The 17,175-nt window shown below is 58.7% G+C and carries 10 protein-coding genes and 5 pseudogenes; 7 read left to right on the top strand and 8 right to left on the bottom strand.

Translation table 11 applies throughout. The features are described from left to right. Positions 1-211 precede the first annotated feature (211 nt). From istA to ILFOPFJJ_RS30380, 5 genes and pseudogenes are all read left to right on the top strand, one after another. Positions 212-1,733, top strand: a pseudogene (gene istA / locus ILFOPFJJ_RS30400) (IS21 family transposase). Positions 1,734-1,744: 11 nt separating this feature from the next. Then, positions 1,745-2,491, top strand: a complete 747-nt coding sequence (gene istB / locus ILFOPFJJ_RS30395; protein ID WP_173514200.1) for an IS21-like element helper ATPase IstB — start codon at positions 1,745-1,747, stop codon at positions 2,489-2,491. Positions 2,492-2,757: 266 nt separating this feature from the next. Continuing rightward, the gene (locus tag ILFOPFJJ_RS30390; RefSeq protein ID WP_173514214.1) at positions 2,758-4,134 is read left to right on the top strand and encodes an aspartate aminotransferase family protein; all 1,377 of its coding nucleotides are present in this window, start codon (positions 2,758-2,760) and stop codon (positions 4,132-4,134) included. Further along, positions 4,134-5,861: an acetolactate synthase catalytic subunit gene (locus ILFOPFJJ_RS30385; RefSeq protein WP_173514199.1), complete on the top strand. Its 1,728-nt coding sequence runs from the start codon at positions 4,134-4,136 to the stop codon at positions 5,859-5,861. The genes ILFOPFJJ_RS30390 and ILFOPFJJ_RS30385 overlap by 1 nt, the downstream gene beginning before the upstream one ends. A gap of 162 nt (positions 5,862-6,023) precedes the next feature. Further along, a pseudogene (locus ILFOPFJJ_RS30380) lies at positions 6,024-6,396 on the top strand (IS110 family transposase); the annotation flags it as partial. Between the two features lie 192 nt (positions 6,397-6,588). Here ILFOPFJJ_RS30380 and ILFOPFJJ_RS30375 read toward each other — a convergent pair. Together ILFOPFJJ_RS30375 and ILFOPFJJ_RS30370 are read right to left on the bottom strand one after the other, a co-directional pair. Further along, positions 6,589-6,879 (bottom strand): hypothetical protein, encoded by a 291-nt coding sequence (locus tag ILFOPFJJ_RS30375; RefSeq protein ID WP_173514197.1) that lies wholly within the window; start codon positions 6,877-6,879, stop codon positions 6,589-6,591. Positions 6,880-7,383: 504 nt separating this feature from the next. Continuing rightward, complete coding sequence (locus ILFOPFJJ_RS30370; RefSeq protein ID WP_173514196.1) at positions 7,384-8,082, bottom strand: response regulator transcription factor; 699 nt, start codon at positions 8,080-8,082, stop codon at positions 7,384-7,386. An 887-nt stretch (positions 8,083-8,969) separates the two neighbouring features. Between ILFOPFJJ_RS30370 and ILFOPFJJ_RS30365 the strand changes: the two genes are divergently transcribed. After that, complete coding sequence (locus tag ILFOPFJJ_RS30365; protein WP_173514195.1) at positions 8,970-9,242, top strand: hypothetical protein; 273 nt, start codon at positions 8,970-8,972, stop codon at positions 9,240-9,242. 42 nt (positions 9,243-9,284) lie between these two features. Here the strand turns inward: ILFOPFJJ_RS30365 and ILFOPFJJ_RS30360 are convergent. After that, positions 9,285-10,056 (bottom strand): annotated as a pseudogene (locus tag ILFOPFJJ_RS30360) (Rossmann-fold NAD(P)-binding domain-containing protein); the annotation flags it as partial. On the opposite strand from ILFOPFJJ_RS30360, the pseudogene ILFOPFJJ_RS30355 reads away from it, so the two are divergent. After that, positions 10,057-10,548: pseudogene (locus ILFOPFJJ_RS30355) on the top strand (IS630 family transposase); the annotation flags it as partial. A 22-nt stretch (positions 10,549-10,570) separates the two neighbouring features. Here the strand turns inward: ILFOPFJJ_RS30355 and ILFOPFJJ_RS30350 are convergent. The 5 genes and pseudogenes from ILFOPFJJ_RS30350 to ILFOPFJJ_RS36330 form a co-directional block, all read right to left on the bottom strand. Next, positions 10,571-11,926, bottom strand: coding sequence for a Glu/Leu/Phe/Val family dehydrogenase (locus tag ILFOPFJJ_RS30350; protein ID WP_173514213.1), 1,356 nt, complete (start codon positions 11,924-11,926; stop codon positions 10,571-10,573). Positions 11,927-12,015: 89 nt separating this feature from the next. After that, positions 12,016-12,560, bottom strand: a pseudogene (locus ILFOPFJJ_RS30345) (UPF0262 family protein). 130 nt (positions 12,561-12,690) lie between these two features. Next, the gene (locus ILFOPFJJ_RS30340) at positions 12,691-14,169 is read right to left on the bottom strand and encodes an NAD-dependent succinate-semialdehyde dehydrogenase (protein WP_173514194.1); all 1,479 of its coding nucleotides are present in this window, start codon (positions 14,167-14,169) and stop codon (positions 12,691-12,693) included. A 71-nt stretch (positions 14,170-14,240) separates the two neighbouring features. Continuing rightward, the gene (locus tag ILFOPFJJ_RS30335) at positions 14,241-16,019 is read right to left on the bottom strand and encodes a hydantoinase B/oxoprolinase family protein (RefSeq protein WP_173514193.1); all 1,779 of its coding nucleotides are present in this window, start codon (positions 16,017-16,019) and stop codon (positions 14,241-14,243) included. After that, positions 16,012-17,112: a hydantoinase/oxoprolinase family protein gene (locus ILFOPFJJ_RS36330; RefSeq protein WP_312032760.1), complete on the bottom strand. Its 1,101-nt coding sequence runs from the start codon at positions 17,110-17,112 to the stop codon at positions 16,012-16,014. Before ILFOPFJJ_RS36330 ends, ILFOPFJJ_RS30335 begins: the two co-directional genes overlap by 8 nt. Positions 17,113-17,175 lie beyond the last annotated feature (63 nt).

The following is a 17,175-nucleotide window of genomic DNA, read 5'->3' as shown; positions in this document are numbered from 1 at the left end:
TGCGGAATCCGGGCTCATCGCGCGCACTATTCCGATTTGATCGCGCGCACCGTTCCGAGATGATGACGCGCACCATTCCGACATTTACCCGCGCAGCATTCCGAGAGGATCGCGCGCAGTAAGTCGATAGCGTGAGGGCCGATCGTTGGGGTTATTTCTCCAGGCGGAACATCGCCATGGAGGAAGTGAATTGCCGACGAGGAGACTCTTGATGCGCCAGGTGCGCGAGATTTTGAAACTGCGGCTGGATGTCGGACTTTCGAACCGCATCATTGCCAAGCAATTGGGCGTCGGGGAGACTTCGGTCCGCGACACGTTGAAGCGATTGCACCGGGAAGGACTGACATGGCCCTTGCCGGATACCATCAGTGACGGCGAGCTGGAGCAACGTCTTTACGGGACGCCCGGTAAGAAAGTCGGGCGCCGGAAGCAGTCCGAGCCGGACTGGTCTGCTGTTGCGCGCGAGCTGAAGCGCAAGCATGTGACGTTGCAGGTTCTCTGGGAGGAATACATCGCCCGGGATCCCGATGGATACCGGTATTCGAGATTTTGTGAGTTGTTTCGAAACTGGCACGGCCGGCTGCCTCTGGTGATGCGGCAAAGCCATGCCGGCGGCGAGAAGCTGTTCGTCGACTATGCCGGTGACAAGGTCGCTGTCGCCGACCGCAAAACCGGCGTGGTGCGGGACGCACATATCTTCGTGGCGGTGATGGGGGCGTCCAGCCTGTCCTTCGCCCTGGCGACGTGGAGCGAACAGTTGCCCGACTGGATCGAGGCGCACAACGCGGCCTACACGTTTTTTGGTGGGGTAACCCAGCTTCTTGTCAGCGACAATACCAAATGCGCGGTGATCAAGGCTTGTCACTTCGACCCGATGGTCAACCGTTCCTATACGGATATGGCGCGACACTACAGGACGGCAGTTTTTCCTGCACGTCCGCGAAAACCGCGCGACAAGGCCAAAGTCGAAAATTGCGTCGGCATCGTAGAACGCTGGCTTCTGGGCCGGTTGCGAAACCGAACCTTCTATAGCCTCGGCGATCTCAACAAGGCCATTGCCGATCTGATCAACAGGCTCAATGACGATCGGATAATACGCCAGTACGGCAAGACGCGGCGCGCGCTGTTTGAGGAACTCGATGCACCGAACCTGAAACCGCTACCCGCCGAGCCCTGGGTTCATGCGGAATGGCGTCGCTGTCGCGTCGGCATCGATTATCATATCGAGCTCCATCGGCATTTTTTCCGTCCCTTATCGCTTTGCTCGCAGCGAGGTGGAGGTTCGATACACCACCCGCACGGTGGAAATATTCCTCGGCGGCGACCGGATTGCCGCGCACGTGCGAGCCAGCAGCAACGGCCGCCACACGACGGTGGCCCTGCATATGCCGCCGAACCATCAGCGTTATCGCGAGTGGACACCGGCGAAGATACGCAGTGAAGCCAACCGGATCGGACCGATGCTGCGCGTCCTCGTTGATCGGATCATCGAGAAGCGTGCGCATCCGGAACAGGGATACCGTGCATGTGTCGGCATCATCGGCCTGGAAAGGCGTTTTGGCGCCGATCGCCTTGAAGCGGCTGCGCAGCGCGCACTGGAATTCCAGGTGCTCAACTATCCCGGCATCAAATCCATTCTCGAAAAGGAACTGGACCGCATCCCAACGTCCGAGCGCCTTGAGCAGGAACCGATCCAGCATTCCAACATCCGCGGCTCCGGATATTACCATTGAAAGGAATAGAAATGCTCAAACATCCCACCCTCAACCTGCTGCAGCAGCTGGGGCTTGCCGGTATGGCAGAGGCCTTCACAAGGCTTGCCGATAATGACGAGAGCGACAATCTCAGTCATGCCGAATGGCTGGCGCTGCTGCTGGATCACGAAGCTTCGTGGCGCAATAACAAGCGCCTTGCGCTTCGGCTTCGCAATGCGAAACTGCACCATCCGGCTGTTCCGGAGGACATCATTCGCCGTGCGCCACGCGAATATGATCGCAGCATCCTCGACCTCCTGGTTGCGGGCGACTGGATCAGGAAGCACGAGAACTGCGCCATTGTCGGCCCGACAGGCATTGGGAAAAGCTGGTTGGCGTGTGCCTTGGGGCACAAGGCCTGCCGCGACAATCATTCGGTCCTCTACGTGCGGATGCCGACATTGCTGCAGAGCCTCGAGCAGGCCCGTGGTATCGGCAGCCTCCCAGCACGCCTGAAAAGTCTCTCCGCCGCCGAACTTCTCATCCTCGATGACTACGGGCTTCAGCCCATCGACGGCAATGCTCCTCATTATTTGCTGGAAATCCTCGAGGGACGATACGGTCGCCGCTCGACGCTGGTCACCAGCCAATTCCCCGTGGCCAAATGGCACGAGAAAATCAGCGACCCCACCTACGCCGACGCAATATTGGATCGCCTGGTTCACAACGCGCACCGGCTTGAAATGAGCGGCGAGTCCATGCGTCGTCTGCGCCAATCTGCCGAAATACAGACCTGAAAAACCGGAGCGCAAACCCGTGGAGAAGATCCTGGTCAAAGGAATGTCGGAGGTGCGGCCCGCGAAGCAGACCGCCCCCTACGGCGCGTTGGGAAGCGCGGCGCCGGTCTGCTTCGCTCCGTGCAGCGCAATCTTCAACCGTCCACAGCGATCTCATCGGCGCCAGCTTGACCAGGAGAAGTTCATAGTTCCATTTACCTTCAACGATCGTCGCCTCACATGCGCGCGATCAAATTGGAATGGTGCGCGGCATCAGTTTGGAATGCATGCGCGCGATCGTCGGAATCCGCAAAGAAGTGCGGCACAAGACTCAGGCGTTGAGCCGGTCGCAGGAGGCGTTCACACGCGCATTGTCGGTGTTTCCCGACGGGACAAGCCGGGTAACGATCGAACGTGATCCAATTCCAAAGTATATGGAGCGAGGCGAGGGCGCTTATCTCTTCGATATCGACGGGAACCGCTATCTTGATCTTAACAGTAATTTCACGACTCTCATCCACGGCCATGCTTTCAAACCTGTCGTTGAGGCAGTCCATAGGAAGTTGGCTAGCGGCAGTTGCTTCGCCAATCCGACAGAGGTCGAAATCGAGCTAGCGAGCATCCTTTGTGAGCGGATTCCGACCGTTGATCGCGTTCGATTTGTAAATACCGGCACCGAAGCTGTCATGTTCGCTGTCAAGGCGGCGCGAGCGTTCACCGGAAAGGCAGGCATCGCTAAGTTCGAGGGTGCCTACCACGGCGCCTATGACTGGGCCGAAGTTAGCCAGTCGGCATCCCCGGTGAACTGGGGGCCTGCCGACAATCCGGTCTCTGTACCCTTTTACAAGGGCATGCCTGAAAGTGTCCTCCAAGAGACGCTTGTGTTGCGCTTCAACGATGCAGACCTGCTTGAGAAGAACCTCACCGCTCATGCGCATCGGATCGCCGCGGTGGTGATTGATCCGATGCCAAGCCAGGCTGGCCTGATAGCGCCCAAACCAGACTTCCTAGACGCACTGCATCGGCTTTGCCGCCAACACGGCGTTTTGATCATCGCTGATGAAGTGCTGAACCTGCGTCAAGGTTTCCACGGCGCGTCGGCGCGTTACAGGCTAAAACCCGATTTGCTCACTATGGGAAAGATGATCGGCGGTGGACTGCCGATCGGTGCCATCGGCGGGCGTGAGGAAGTCATGGAAGCCTTCAGCGCCAAGTCGGGTCGCCCCCTGCTGCCGCAGGCTGGGACGTTCTCGGCCAATCCGCTGTCGATTGTTGCCGGCGTCGCCGCGATGCGCGCCTTGGACGAAGCGGCGTTCGCACGCCTCGACAGTCTGGGAGACCGCCTACGCGGCAACCTCACCGAAATCATTGCGCAACAGGATGCTCCATTCGCAGTAACCGGGGCCAGCTCCTTGTTTCGAATACATCCGACGCGACGGATACCACGCGATTTCAGGGACATGGCGAGCAACGCACTCCAAAACGGCGTCCGTCGAGCGCTCTCGCAATTTTTTTGTCGTCACGGTGTCATCTTGCCAAATTGGGCTGCCGCGTGCCTGTCAACACCGATGGGAGAAACCGAGGTCGACACGATTTCCGACCTGTTTTGTTTGTTCCTCAAAGAACACGCCGCAGATATCAAGGACATGGAGGTAGCGGGGTAATGTCGATGGAAAGTGCAGCAGTCCGGATTGCCGCCGCACTGCGACGCAACGGCGTCGAAGTAGTGTTTGCCCAGAGCCTCCCCACGGCGGTGATTCTGGCCTGCGAAAAGATCGGAATACGGCAGATCACGTATCGTCAGGAAAATATGGGCGGGGCGATGGCCGATGGTTATTCTCGCGTATCTGGCAGGGTCGGAGTCGTGTGCGCACAAAATGGGCCGGCCGCAGCGTTGCTCGTGCCTCCGCTATCCGAAGCATTCAAGGCAAGCATTCCAGTAGTCGCCCTGGTGCAGGAGGTCGAGCGCCATCACGTCGACCGAAATGCATTCCAAGAACTGGATCACATCGCCCTCTTTTCGGCCTGCTCCAAATGGACACGGCGGGTGATAACGGCCGACCGGATCGAGGACTATGTTGACTCCGCGTTCATTGCGGCGGCTAGTGGCCGACCTGGGCCAGCCGTGCTCCTCCTTCCGGCCGACCTAGTCCGTGAAAATGTTGCGACAGGCCGCCGCAGCCGGACAGGGAATTACGGTACTTGGCCGCTCGATCCCATCCGTCCAAGCGAAGAGGCCGTGGCTTTGGTCGCCAAGTTGATCGCTCGTGCCGAGTCACCCGTCGTTCTAGCCGGAGGCGGCGCGGCGTCGCCTGCAGCGAGCCGGGCGCTCTCGGAGCTGCAGAGCACGGCTCATTTGCCCGTCTTCACAACGAATATGGGCAAGGGCGCCGTCGATGAGCGCGCCCCTCTGGCTTGCGGTGTACTTGGGGCCCTGAATGGCCCGAGATCGCTCGGCTATCGGACGCGCGTCATCATGGAGGAGGCAGATCTCGTCTTTCTCGTCGGCACGCGGACCAATCAGAACGGAACCGATAGCTGGCGTTCCATCCGTTCCACGGCAATGGTCGTACACCTCGACATCGATCCCTGCGAGATCGGCAGAAACTATGAGTCTGTCCGCCTCGTCGGAGATATTGCCACTACAGTTCAGGCTCTGACCGCCGCGCTTCGGGCAGAGGATCTCTCCATCCGCTCGGCCAAGAAGGCGTCGCTCGTTCTTCGCATCGCTGAAGCCTGGGAGCAATTCGAGCAGGATCGCAGCGTCTTCAGCGGAAGCAATCGGACGCCGTTGAGGCCGGAACGCGTCATGCGCGATCTGCAATCGCGTATGACGCCAGAAACCATCGTTGTGGCAGACGCCAGTTACTCTTCAATGTGGATCGTCGGCCAGCTCCGCGCGCTTCGCTCGGGCCAGCGGTTCATCACCCCACGCGGGTTGGCAGGTCTGGGATGGGGCTTACCGCTCGGCATAGGCGCCAAGCTGGCGAGGCCCAACAGCCCTGTTGTAGTACTCGTTGGAGACGGTGGGTTCGCTCATAGCTGGGCAGAACTTGAAACGCTCGTGCGGTGTCAGATCAATCTCACTGTTATCGTTCTCAACAATGGTGTGCTTGGCTACCAGAAAGATGCCGAGACAGTGAAATTCGGCCGCTACACAACTGCCTGCCACTTCGCTCCAGTCGATCATGGTGCTCTCGCGAGGGCCTGCGGCTGCGAAGAAGTCACAGTCAAAAATCCGGACGACATCAGGCCGGCCTTGGACCGCGCTCTGTCTTCGAAGGCGCCAGTACTCGTCGAAGTCATAAGCGATCCCGACGCGCACCCACCGATCTCACTCTACACGGGCACACTTGGTCCCAGAACCCTCGAAGCATCCGAATGGGCATGACCGCGACGTAAGAGGGATTCTCGTGGTCTTTAGAGCGTTTCCCTCTTTGATTGAATCGTCGCCGGTTCCCGAATCGTCGTTGTCGTGATTATGGGATAGCCCGCCTCTCTCTGGAGTGATCCGTTACGATTGCTCTGTTTGGAACGAGAGAGGAACGGACCGATGTCGATATTTGTACTCGGAATTGATCTTGGCAAGAACGTCTGCAGCCGTCGGGCTCGACGGGACCGGCGCCGTGGTTCTGCGCCGTCGCCTTCGTCGTGACGGTGCGGCGGACTTCGTCGGCAGGATGGAGCCTTGTGTTGCGGCGATGGAAGCCTGCTGCGGCACGCATCACCTTGGGCGGGTGCTTGGCACCAGGGGCCACACGATCCGGGCGGAGGTCGCCGGAATATGTGCGGTCCTATGTGAAGGCGAACAAGAACGACGACCACGATACCGAGGCGGTCGCGGAAACAGCAACCCGGCCGACGATGCGGTTTGTCCGGTGAAGAGCGAGGCGCAATCCGACATCCAGGCGCTGCATCGGGCGCGCTCGTAGTCGGACTGTCCTTGTCGCGGAAGCGACGGGGAAAACTGTTCAGCGGATTTTGCTGATCGCTGTCGACGCTCACTTGCTTCTTCCGAGAGGACGTGATCCTCAGGGAATTTTAGAATAAGCGTGGTAAGACCACAGAAGCTTCCCCGCCCTCGACTAGGCCTTCCGGTTAGCAGGCAAATTGCCCTTTCAGATCGCTTCGTCTTTGTTGGCCATTTGGATGCTCTGCACGCATACAGCACCTGCCACAGCAGATATGTCATCGAACTGAACCTCACAATTTTTTTTGGGGTCGGGTACGTCATGCGATTGGCAGCGGTGTTCGATTTCCGCTACGTCGACAATTTCCCGTGAAGCCAGCGGCTCTTTTGACTTGCCTATTCGCGCTGGGGCGAACCACGCTTCGACCCAACTCGGATGCTTGGTGCCATGTTCGCGAGCGGCCCGAACTGCAAGGTAAAAATCAAAGTCAACGCTCATCCGATGTCCCTTCTTTGCCGCTGTTTGTTCGGTTGGCTTCCATGTCAATGTCACCCTCAAATTCCGTGTCACCTGAGGGCGCCCCTCCATCTGGCGCAGGTTCGAAAAAGAGTCTTGCCCTCCTCCGGCTACCCCGCGACGGCAGGCCCTCGGGGGCGGGTTGAAAACGATCTCGCCTGATTACGCATGGCCGCGCCCATCGCCGTGGAGGCGAGAAGACACGATCTCAGTGTAGCCCTTCGAAAACTATCCTATCACCGAGTGGGAAAGAATGAAAACACCGATTGGAGATGGTACCTTCCTCAGAGAGGTCGCATGCTGGTACTGACAGTAGCTGACCGGATGCGGACATCGACTCAACGCGTACCTCCCTGGAGGTACGCAGGCGGGCTCAACCCCGACGTACAGTTGACATCGGCAACAATTGAGCCAATCCAGAACCCCTGCATTCTCTGAGTGTTATGCGCGACCGGGAACGCTTTGCGTGCGGAAGTTGTTGCCTGCTCAGCCGTCCAACTCCTCCAGTGAGTACCCTAGCGATCTGACAGTCCGGATCAGGCTGCTGCAGGAGACAGTCTTTAGCGTCTTTCTGAGTCGGCTGATATGTACGTCGACCGTGCGTGCACAGACATGGATGTTGTCCGGCCAGGCCGCGCTGATCAGTTCCTCCCGGCTGAATACCTTGCCGGGATTCTCAAGCAGATGCCGCAACAGGTTGAACTCAATTAATCCGAGATGAACATCCTGCCCGTTGCGGCGAACACGGTGGGCGACGAGCTCCATCTGAAGGTTACCACTGAAGAGAGAACGGCCGTTTTCAACCAAGCTCGCATTTGGCTGCCCCAGCGCCGCGTGCAGATAGTCGAGCAGCTTGGCCGGCACGAGCGGCCGCACGAAGGTCTCGTCAATGCCGGCCTTTAGGAGATCGACGAGTTGGTTCTGCGCGCCAAGCGCGACCAAGGCAATAACAGGCAGGCCGCTGGATCGCGGCTCTCGCTTGATGCGAGCACAGATGGTGGGTCCTGACTTGCTCGCCGGCTGGCAGTCCAGCACCACGGCTTGCGGCGCCTCTTTCGCGACTAATGCGAGCACTTCATCCACACCGCTCGCCAGCTCACTCCTGATGCCGTGCAAACCCAGAATATGGCTGAGGATCAGATAAAGCTCCGGATCGTGCGAGCAGATCAACACCCACTGCTTCATCAACGCGACCCCGCTTCACGGAACCAAATCGATTTCGACCCCTTTGGTTGATTCAGTTGACCATTGGAGCTCATCAAAGCTTGTGGCAGCCTCACTAGGGCGGCAAGAGCTGCATTGACGTCGTCAACAGCAGGGTATACAGGCTCTATTATCGGACATAGCGATGTAGATTTCCTTGGGCTTGATTTTCTCGAACCGGCATCGCGAAGTTGTTGCACGGACCTTCGCCATTCACATGTAGGAAACGTGGTCGACGTCGTCATCGGCGACATTCTCCTCGAGGACGTTGATCGCAAGGATGGCGCGGCGTCCGGCGCAGCCGACGCCCCCCTCCGAGATTGTCGTAACGGACTTTGAGCACTTCCTCGAGCCGGAGGTCTTCCACCGAATTTCTTTGCCGCGAGACGGAGTCCCGTCCCCGGCGCTCGAGTTCAGCTGGAGGCGAATGGAGTAGGGGTTTAGGCTCGCCGTCGGCGGCAAAATTGGCGACTTAGATAAGGACAGAGAGCGTGTTGAGTAGTGGTGAACCTGCCGATGCCTCTGTCCCGCAAAATGCGCTCTGACATAAACTGACATGTTGCTTTCCTTCGTTCCTGCCGCCGCGGTTACCCGCGACATGAATGCGCTCATTACCTGCCTCGAGCATCAAAAATCGTGCCAACCTTGATACTCGAGCCCAAGAAGCATTGTGATTGCCCCTCAGCTTTTCATTCTTTCGCAGTAGCAGCTAAACAAGCTGTATCGTGGACCGCCAAGCCAAACATTCGAATGTCAGGCGCTGCGACTGCGTTGCCTTGACCTCGTCGGAAGGGCACTGCGGCGGCGCCGTAGAATCGCGCATAGGATTTGACGGTTTCGGGCGGCAGCATAGTCGATGAGAAGTCCAGATGAAGGCCAGCTACCGGCCGCTTTTTCGGTGCAGCGGGGTGCCTCTGACAGCTGTCGTCAAATATCTTCGATCCACCCGGAATATTTCAAACGTAAGAGGCTTTCCGAAACGCAATCGTATCGATCTTGATCCACCGACCTTATTTGACAACGGCAGTTTGTCTTCAACGGGCCCGACGCTCACGACCGAGCAATTGCACTGGATCCTCGATGGCATCGATATCGATGCGATGGTCCGCCCTCCGGTGCGGCAATATCAGGTCGCAGGCTGACGGTTCCGAATTGTGCGGTTGACGTGGCGGCATGCTTTCGATTCAAGAATCTGATGAATCCACCCGCCGAACCGACTGTTGAAGAGTTTTGGTAGTCGCCAGTTCCGGCTGCACCTCGAGAAGATCGCCGATGCGCGCCCAGGTGCTCCGTATGACGTCTTCGAGGCCTGAGCGGACAAGGTCGATCTCGGCTCAGCCTTCCAAGAACTCATCGCGAATGTCGGCCGGGAACTCCTTGCCGGTCATCCGCTCGGGCGCTGTCGCAATCGTCTGTTGCGCCGCTCGCGCCGCCGTCGTTCCATCAGCCCGAGTGGGATGTGGGTGAGGTTCTTGACCCGCTCGAAGTAGCTGACGACCACACCGCCGGCATTGACATAGAGATCGGGAAGAATGGTCACGCCGCGCGAGCGGAGGATCTTGTCCGCCTCGAAGGTGACGGGACCGTTGGCAGCTTCGACGACGAGGTGCGCCTTGATGCGCTGCGCATTCTCCGCATAAATAGCATTTTCCATCGGCGCCGGAATGAGAACATCGCAGCGCTGTTCGATGCCGGTCATGTCGCCAGCAAAGGATTTGGCACCTTCAAAGCCGAGAATGCTGCCGGTGCGGATCTGGTGCTGCTTGAGCGCCTCTACGGGAAGCCCTTCGGAATTGGCGACTAGCCATCGCGCTCGGCAACGACGGTAATGCGTGCCCCGTCCTCTTCCGATAGGAACTTGGCGGCGTGATAGCCGACGTTACCGGAGCCCTGTACGATCAGCGATGCGCGCTTGAGATCGCGCCGACCGTCCAGGCCTTGCGTATGAGCGTCGCGACCGGTCTGTCGACCAAAATGGCACGCCGGCGCGGACGCGCAATTCGAGGCGAGCGTTGTCGGGCTGGCATACCGCACGGCCATTGGAAAACAACGACATTCACCGGCGCACTCCGCCTCACAGGCATGACCGCACCCTTCGTCTACGATGGAGCGATGAACGGCAATGTCTTCCTGGCCTATGTCGAGCAAGTGCTTTCGCCGACCCTTCAGATCGGCGACGTCGTCGTTATGGACAACCTGCCGGCCCACAAGGCAGCCGGGGTGCGCGAAGCCATCGAGCGCGCCGGCGCCAAACTCATGTTCCTGCCGCCCTATAGTCCCGACTTTAATCCCATCGAAAACGCATTCTCGAAATTGAAAGCGATGTTGCGGGCAAGAGCGGAGCGAAAGATTGATGCGCTATGGGACGCAGTCGGCGCCTTGCTACCCCGGTTCACCCCTGGAGAATGCGCCAACTGCTTCAGAGCTGCAGGATATGACCCGGATTGAACAGGATCTGCTCTAGCCTTCGCTAAATTCCAATCGCCTCATATGCATCAGCGATCTGCCGGATAGAGGCGACATAGGCGGCGGTGCGATAGTCGCCGAGTTCCGGTTGCTTCTCCAGGAGATCACCGATCCGCGCCCAGGTGCTGCGCATGACGTCTTCGAGGCCGGAACGGACAAGGTCGATCTCGGCGCCGCCTTCCAGGAACTCGTCGCGAATGTCGGCCGGGAACTCCTTGCCGGTCATCCGCTCGAGCGCAGCCGCAATCGTCTGGTTGCGCCGCTCGCGCCGGCGGCGCTCCATCAGGCCAAAGGGGATATGCGTCAGGTTCTTCACCCACTCGAAGTAGCTGACCACTACACCGCCGGCATTGACATAAAGATCGGGAAGGATTGTTGCGCCGCGGGAACGGAGGATCTTGTCGGCCTCGAAGGTGACGGGCCCGTTGGCCGCTTCGACGATGAGGTGCGCCTTGATGCGCTCGGCGTTCTCGGGATGAATGGCATTTTCCATCGCCGCCGGAATGAGAACGTCGCAAGGCTGTTCGATGCCGGTCATATCGCCGGCGAAGGACTTGGCCCCTTCAAAGCCGAGAATGCTGCCGGTGCGGATCTGATGCTGCTTGAGCGCCTGGATGGAAAGGCCTTCCGCATTGGCAACATAGCCGTCGCGCTCGGCAACGACGGTGATGCGTGCGCCGTCCTCTTCCGACAGGAATTTGGCGGCGTGATAGCCGACATTGCCGAAGCCCTGCACGATGACGGATGCGCCCTTGAGATCGCGCCGGGCATCAAGACCTTGCGTACGGGCGTCGCGCAGATAGCTCTGGATGGCGAATTGCACGCCCCTGCCCGTGGCCTCCGTTCGACCGGCGATCCCGCCCTTGGAAAGCGGTTTTCCGGTGACGCAGGCGCGCGCATTGACGACGTCGGTCGGATTGGCGCGGCGGAACTCGTCCATCATCCACGCCATTTCTCGCTCGCCCGTGCCGATATCGGGAGCCGGAACGTTGACGCCGGGCCCGATCAGGCCACGCTTGTTAAGTTCCTGGGTAAAGCGGCGGGTGATGCGCTCAAGCTCCTGCACGGTCCATTCGCGCGGATCGATCTTCAGCGCACCTTTGGAGCCACCAAACGGCACATCGACGAGCGAGCACTTCAGCGTCATCAGCGCGGCAAGCGCCTCGACCTCCTCGGCATCGGCATTGGAAGCATAGCGAATGCCGCCCTTCACCGGTTCGCAGTGCTCGCTGTGGACCGAGCGCCAGCCGATGAAGCTGTACATGCGGCCGCGCAGCCGCACGCCGAAGCGCACCGTATAGGTCGAATTGCACTGGATGATCCGCTCTGTCAAGCCCTCCGGCAAGTCGAGGAAGGACATGGCATGGCGGAAGTTTTGGTCGACGCTTTCGAGGAAGCCTGCGGAACTGACCTGCCCAAGATGAGGATCCGGTTGTATTACTGCAGCATTCACCTGATGTTTCCTTCTTGTTCGAAGAGCTTGCGTCCGCCGAGTTCAGACCAGCAGAACCTGATAAGGGCATTGCGGGCGAGGAGCGCGTAAATCAGCGTGAACAGCCGACGCGCCGTGCTCTTGTCGATGCTGATCTTGCTGGAGAGACGCTGTCTCAACCGTTCTGCCGCTTCATTGTGGATTCCACGGCGACCCACATCGATAGCCTCTAACTGTTGTGGACCAGGGCGCCTGATCACGTCGTAAAAGCTGTTGCAAATGCGCGGTGTAGTCCTTAAGCAGCCGCCGGAAAGGGGTGAGCGAGAGATAGTGGCTGACGACATGTACGCCCTTGTCGTCGGTAACGTGCAGCGCCAGTCGTCCATCAGCGGTCTCGATCTTCAGACGATAGGGACCGCCGTCGTGGCCGACCGGAGCGAAGGTGTTGGACTCGAGAAGGCCAATGATCGCGAGCGCCTGTTCACGCTCGACGCGCGCGTCCCGCGTCCTGAAGGGAGCAATCGAGCGCAACATCACAGAGACGATACTCGGCTGAGGCCATGACGCTCCCGTTCTCCTTCACATCCTTCACAAGAGACGTGTCCACGCCATTGCCGCCACCGCTACACCCTGTCGCGAGTTCAGCCCGGCAGGACTGCTGCTTGCAGGCACCTGACGATCGCTGGCACTAGTTACACGCTCAGGCACAGGTATTTGATCTCGGTATAATCATCCAATCCGTACTTTGACCCTTCACGGCCCAAGCCGGATTGCTTGATGCCGCCGAACGGCGCGACCTCAGTAGAGATCAGGCCGGTGTTGACACCGACCATCCCGTATTCAAGCGCCTCTGCTACCCGGAAGATTTTAGAGACATCCTTGGAAAAGAAATAGGAAGCAAGTCCGAACTCCGTGCTGTTGGCGAGCTCGATAACGTCCTCTTCGGTCTCGAACTTGAACAGCGGCGCCACCGGACCGAAGGTCTCCTCTGTGGAGACGAGCATATCGGCAGTGACGTCCGTTAGGATCGTGGGCTCGAAGAACAGGCCACCTTGACTGGCCGGTTTGCCGCCGATTTCGACCTTCGCACCTTTGCGGGTGGCATCCTCGACATGCTCCTGAACCTTCTGGAGCGCCTTCTCGTCAATCAATGGGCCGGTTGTAACGCCTTCGACGAAGCCATCACCAACCTTCATCTGCCGCACTCGCTCTGCCAACCTGCTGGCGAAAGCGTCGTAAATGCCGGCCTGCACGTAAAGGCGATTGGCGCAGACGCAGGTCTGACCGGCATTGCGATATTTGGAGACCATTGCTCCTTCGACCGCAGCGTCCAGGTCCGCATCATTGAAGACGATGAATGGCGCATTGCCGCCAAGTTCCAGACCGAGCTTCATGATCTGCTCGGCGCCCTGGCGCATGAGAATTTTTCCCACATTGGTCGATCCGGTGAAGGTGACCTTGCGGATCTTGTCATTGCTGCAGAATTCTTGACCGATTGCGGCGGAGGAGGTCGACGTCAGCACCGAGAACAGCCCAGACGGAAGTCCGGCACGCTCTGCAAGGGCTGCTAGTGCCAGCGCCGACAGCGGCGTCTGCGCGGCAGGCTTCGATACCATGCTGCAGCCTGCGGCCAGCGCAGGAGCCATCTTGCGCGCAAGCATTGCATTGGGGAAGTTCCAAGGGGTGATGGCACCGACCACGCCGACCGGCTGTTTGATCACAAGGATGCGTTTGTCCGGCTGATGACCCGGAATCGTATCTCCGTAGACGCGCTTGGCTTCCTCGCCGAACCACTCGACATAAGAGGCGCCATAGAGGATCTCTCCCCTTGCCTCAGACCAGGGTTTGCCCATCTCGGTGGTCAGAATCGAGGCCAGATCGTCGGCATTGGCCACGATGAGATCGTAGAGCTTGCGTAGGATAGCAGCGCGTGCCTTACCTGTCTGCTTCGCCCAACTCTTCTGCGCGACATGCGCGGCGTCGATCGCACGAGCGACTTCCTGCTCTCCCACGTCTGGCAAGGTGGCGATCACTTTCCCTGTCGAGGGGTTGATCACATTGAAGACAGCGCCGGTCGAACTCCTTGACACCCACTCGGCGCCAACAAGGGCTTTATCGACCGCAAGGGAAATATCGCTCAATCTCGCAAGCAGGCTTTCGCATATAGTCATCTAGAATTCCATCATTTCAAGCTAGATCCCACGGACCCACTGCCCGTGTGTTAGGTTCGCTTAATGCAAAGTTACAACTCGCTATGGTCGACGGCAGACCATCGTTTCTGGGATTGGGCGGCGTCACGCAATCGAGACGTTGCCTCCCAATCGATCGACATCTCAGTCGAGTGATTGTCGTTGATTGCTACCGAGTAAATCTCGCGAGCCTCATCGAGGCTTACCAGACCGTCCTCCACATCTCTGAGGACCTTTTCAGGTGGGCGGGCTATGGGCCTGCCCCATCCACCGCCGGCCGACGAAGAAATCGCTATCTTGACCGCTGGAAGCGTCATCACGCCATATCGCGGGGTTGCCATGCCCGTCCCCTGCTCGTCGAAGACCACGACATCTGCCTTCGCGCCAGAAAGACCGCCAACGATGCCGAAACCGCTAGACCTCCCACTTCCTTCACCGCGGAAAGAGTATTCGGCTCCGTCGAACACGGTGACCTTGTAATCGATACCGGTTCCGCCACGAAATTCTCCGGCGCCCGCCGCATCGCAACGCATTTCCTGCTGTTCGACTCTGACCGGATATTTCCGCTCGAAAACCTCGACATTCGGAATCTGCATGCCTCCGAGCGTGATGACGGTGCCTAACGACGGAAAACCATCGCGTCCCTGAACTGCACCAGTGCCCGGGTATGCATGCATGTGGTACATAACGTAAGTCGCTCCTTCAGCGTCTTTGCCTGAAGAGATGCAGTGGGCAGCTTTGCCCCAACCGGCACAAGCGCGATCCGCCGCTACCTTTGCTAGCGCCTTCCAAACCGCGTAGATGATTTCCGTTGCCGGATATACAGTGTTGGACGTCATCGGGGCCGGATAGCGCGCATTTACAACGCTGCCTTCAGGGGCAACGATTGTTACCGGCCGAAACGCGCCGGCGTTTCGCGGAATTGTCGTATCGAGATAGGAGAAGAGCGCTACATAAACAGCCGAGACGGTGTTTGCCAGCGAACTATTCTTAAAGCCCCTGACTTGCTGCGAACTCCCGGTGAAATCGACGAGAACTGTATTCCCCTTGATCTCCACACGGACACGCACGGGGATGTCGATCTCCTCGAAGCAATCGGTATCCGACGAGTCCATTCCTTCGTAGACGCCGTCTGGGAGCTCGGATATCGCTTTCCGCATCCGGCGTTCAGCGTGGTCGAGAATGCCGGAAAACGCCTTCTCGACAGTCTCGAGGCCAAATTCCTTAGTCAAGGCCTCAATTCGACGCGCTCCAATCTTAGTCGAGCCGATCATTGCGCGGACGTCGCCATCGATGAGATGGGGACAACGCGAGTTGAGCTTAAGAAGCCTCCAAAGGTCCTCTCTCAGCTGTCCCCCTTCCACAAGTTTGAGGACAGGCAGCCGGATACCCTCGTGGAAAATTTCGGTCGCTGCCGCATTGTAGGTTCCCGCCGCTCCTCCTCCTATGTCCGATTGATGCGCGCGGTTGCAAGTAAAGGCGATAAGTCGTCCATCGACGAAAACCGGATTGATGATTGTCCAGTCTGGAAGATGATTTCCACCCGCCTCGTAGGGGTCGCTGAGGATGAAGGTGTCGCCAGGCCTAATTGATCCTATCGATCCAAAGTCGCGCAGGACGGCTTTAACTGCAAAGCCACCACCACCGGTGTGAATCGGAATGCCGTCAGCGACTGAGACCAGCCGTCCGTCCGCGTCGGCGATGAAGCAAGAAAAATCGTGAGATTCGCTAAAGATCGGACTACGAGCGGTTCTCTGCATCACCCAGCCCATCTGTTGCGAAATGTGATCGAGCTGGTTTTGAAGCAAGGTGGTGAGAATGGCGTCAGACATGACTTACTCCCGCACGCGTGTTGTCGATGAAGATGCGGTAGTTGCCGTGGTTGTCGACCAAAACCTCATCGCCAGGGCCAATGAGGATGGTGGTCGTAACCTCCTCAATAATGGCAGGGCCATGGAAGAAATGCCCAGCACGAAGTTCCCGGCCATCGAGAACGGGCATGTCTATGACATGGCCTGAGCCATCACCTGCGACGGCCGGGCGACGATTGGCAATCGGCGCAAGGGCGCGCTGCGGGGTGGCCTGGTCACTTATCCTGAGTGACGGTAACAGACCGGTCGCTGAGATGCGAAGGTTCACGATCTCAATATTGGCACCTGGCTGCGAAGAGCCATAAAGCTTTTCGTGCTGCTCGTCGAAGCGCTGCCGCAGGTAGTCAACATCGAGTGAGTTGGTGCTCAGCGTGATCGGCCATTGCTGACCGGCATAACGAAGGTCCACCTTTTTCTCGAACCGCATCAGATCGGGATCGAAGCCATCGGCGATAAGCATGCTGGTCGCTTCGCGTTCAAGGTCCTCGAACCCTGCGCGCATCTTTGCATTCGCTTCCGTTTTTAAAAGTGTGCCCATTGACTGAAGCAGATCGTGCCGTACGTCCGCATTACACATTCCAAGCGCGCAGAAAACACCTGCCAACCTTGGAACGAAAGCCTCTTTCATTCCCAGACGCCTAGCCACTTCAGCTACGTGAAGAGCGCCTGCGCCGCCCGCCCCGACGAGAATGAATCTAGCCGGATCCAAACCGCGCTCCAGACTCACCTTCTCTACGGAATGCCGGATATTCTGCTCGACCAATCTGATGATCGCGTTTGCCGATTCTTTGTCTGACAAGCCTAGTGGATCGGCGACGTCGCGGCTAATGGCGGCTTCTGCAAGCCCGCGATCCAGCGTCAGTGTTCCGTTTGCATAGCTTCCCGCTCGCAGGCGGCCGAGTGCGAGTTGGGCATCGGTTGTTGTCGCTCGCACGCCACCCAGGCCGTAGCACGCCGGGCCGGGGCGAGCTCCGGCGCCCTCGGGTCCGGCGTACAGCAAACCACCTGAATCGACGCCGCAGATCGTCCCACCGCCAGTCGCAATGGTATGAATCTCGACGCTAGCACTACTTTGGCACGTTTACGATTTGTTATCCAAGATGGATTGATGCTGAGC

Source organism: Sinorhizobium psoraleae (assembly GCF_013283645.1).
Taxonomy (GTDB): Bacteria; Pseudomonadota; Alphaproteobacteria; order Rhizobiales; family Rhizobiaceae; genus Sinorhizobium; species Sinorhizobium psoraleae.
Note: the sequence above shows the minus strand (reverse complement) of the source record. Positions and strands in the feature narration are given on the sequence as shown.

What these genes read in the sequence shown, in the direction of transcription:
- istB (WP_173514200.1), top strand. Translation starts at nt 1,745, where the DNA reads ATGCTCAAACATCCCACCCTCAACCTGCTGCAGCAGCTGGGGCTTGCC.
- ILFOPFJJ_RS30390 (WP_173514214.1), top strand. Translation starts at nt 2,758, where the DNA reads ATGCGCGCGATCGTCGGAATCCGCAAAGAAGTGCGGCACAAGACTCAG.
- ILFOPFJJ_RS30385 (WP_173514199.1), top strand. Translation starts at nt 4,134, where the DNA reads ATGTCGATGGAAAGTGCAGCAGTCCGGATTGCCGCCGCACTGCGACGC.
- ILFOPFJJ_RS30375 (WP_173514197.1), bottom strand. Translation starts at nt 6,879, where the DNA reads ATGAGCGTTGACTTTGATTTTTACCTTGCAGTTCGGGCCGCTCGCGAA.
- ILFOPFJJ_RS30370 (WP_173514196.1), bottom strand. Translation starts at nt 8,082, where the DNA reads ATGAAGCAGTGGGTGTTGATCTGCTCGCACGATCCGGAGCTTTATCTG.
- ILFOPFJJ_RS30365 (WP_173514195.1), top strand. Translation starts at nt 8,970, where the DNA reads ATGAAGGCCAGCTACCGGCCGCTTTTTCGGTGCAGCGGGGTGCCTCTG.
- ILFOPFJJ_RS30350 (WP_173514213.1), bottom strand. Translation starts at nt 11,926, where the DNA reads ATGTCCTTCCTCGACTTGCCGGAGGGCTTGACAGAGCGGATCATCCAG.
- ILFOPFJJ_RS30340 (WP_173514194.1), bottom strand. Translation starts at nt 14,169, where the DNA reads ATGACTATATGCGAAAGCCTGCTTGCGAGATTGAGCGATATTTCCCTT.
- ILFOPFJJ_RS30335 (WP_173514193.1), bottom strand. Translation starts at nt 16,019, where the DNA reads ATGTCTGACGCCATTCTCACCACCTTGCTTCAAAACCAGCTCGATCAC.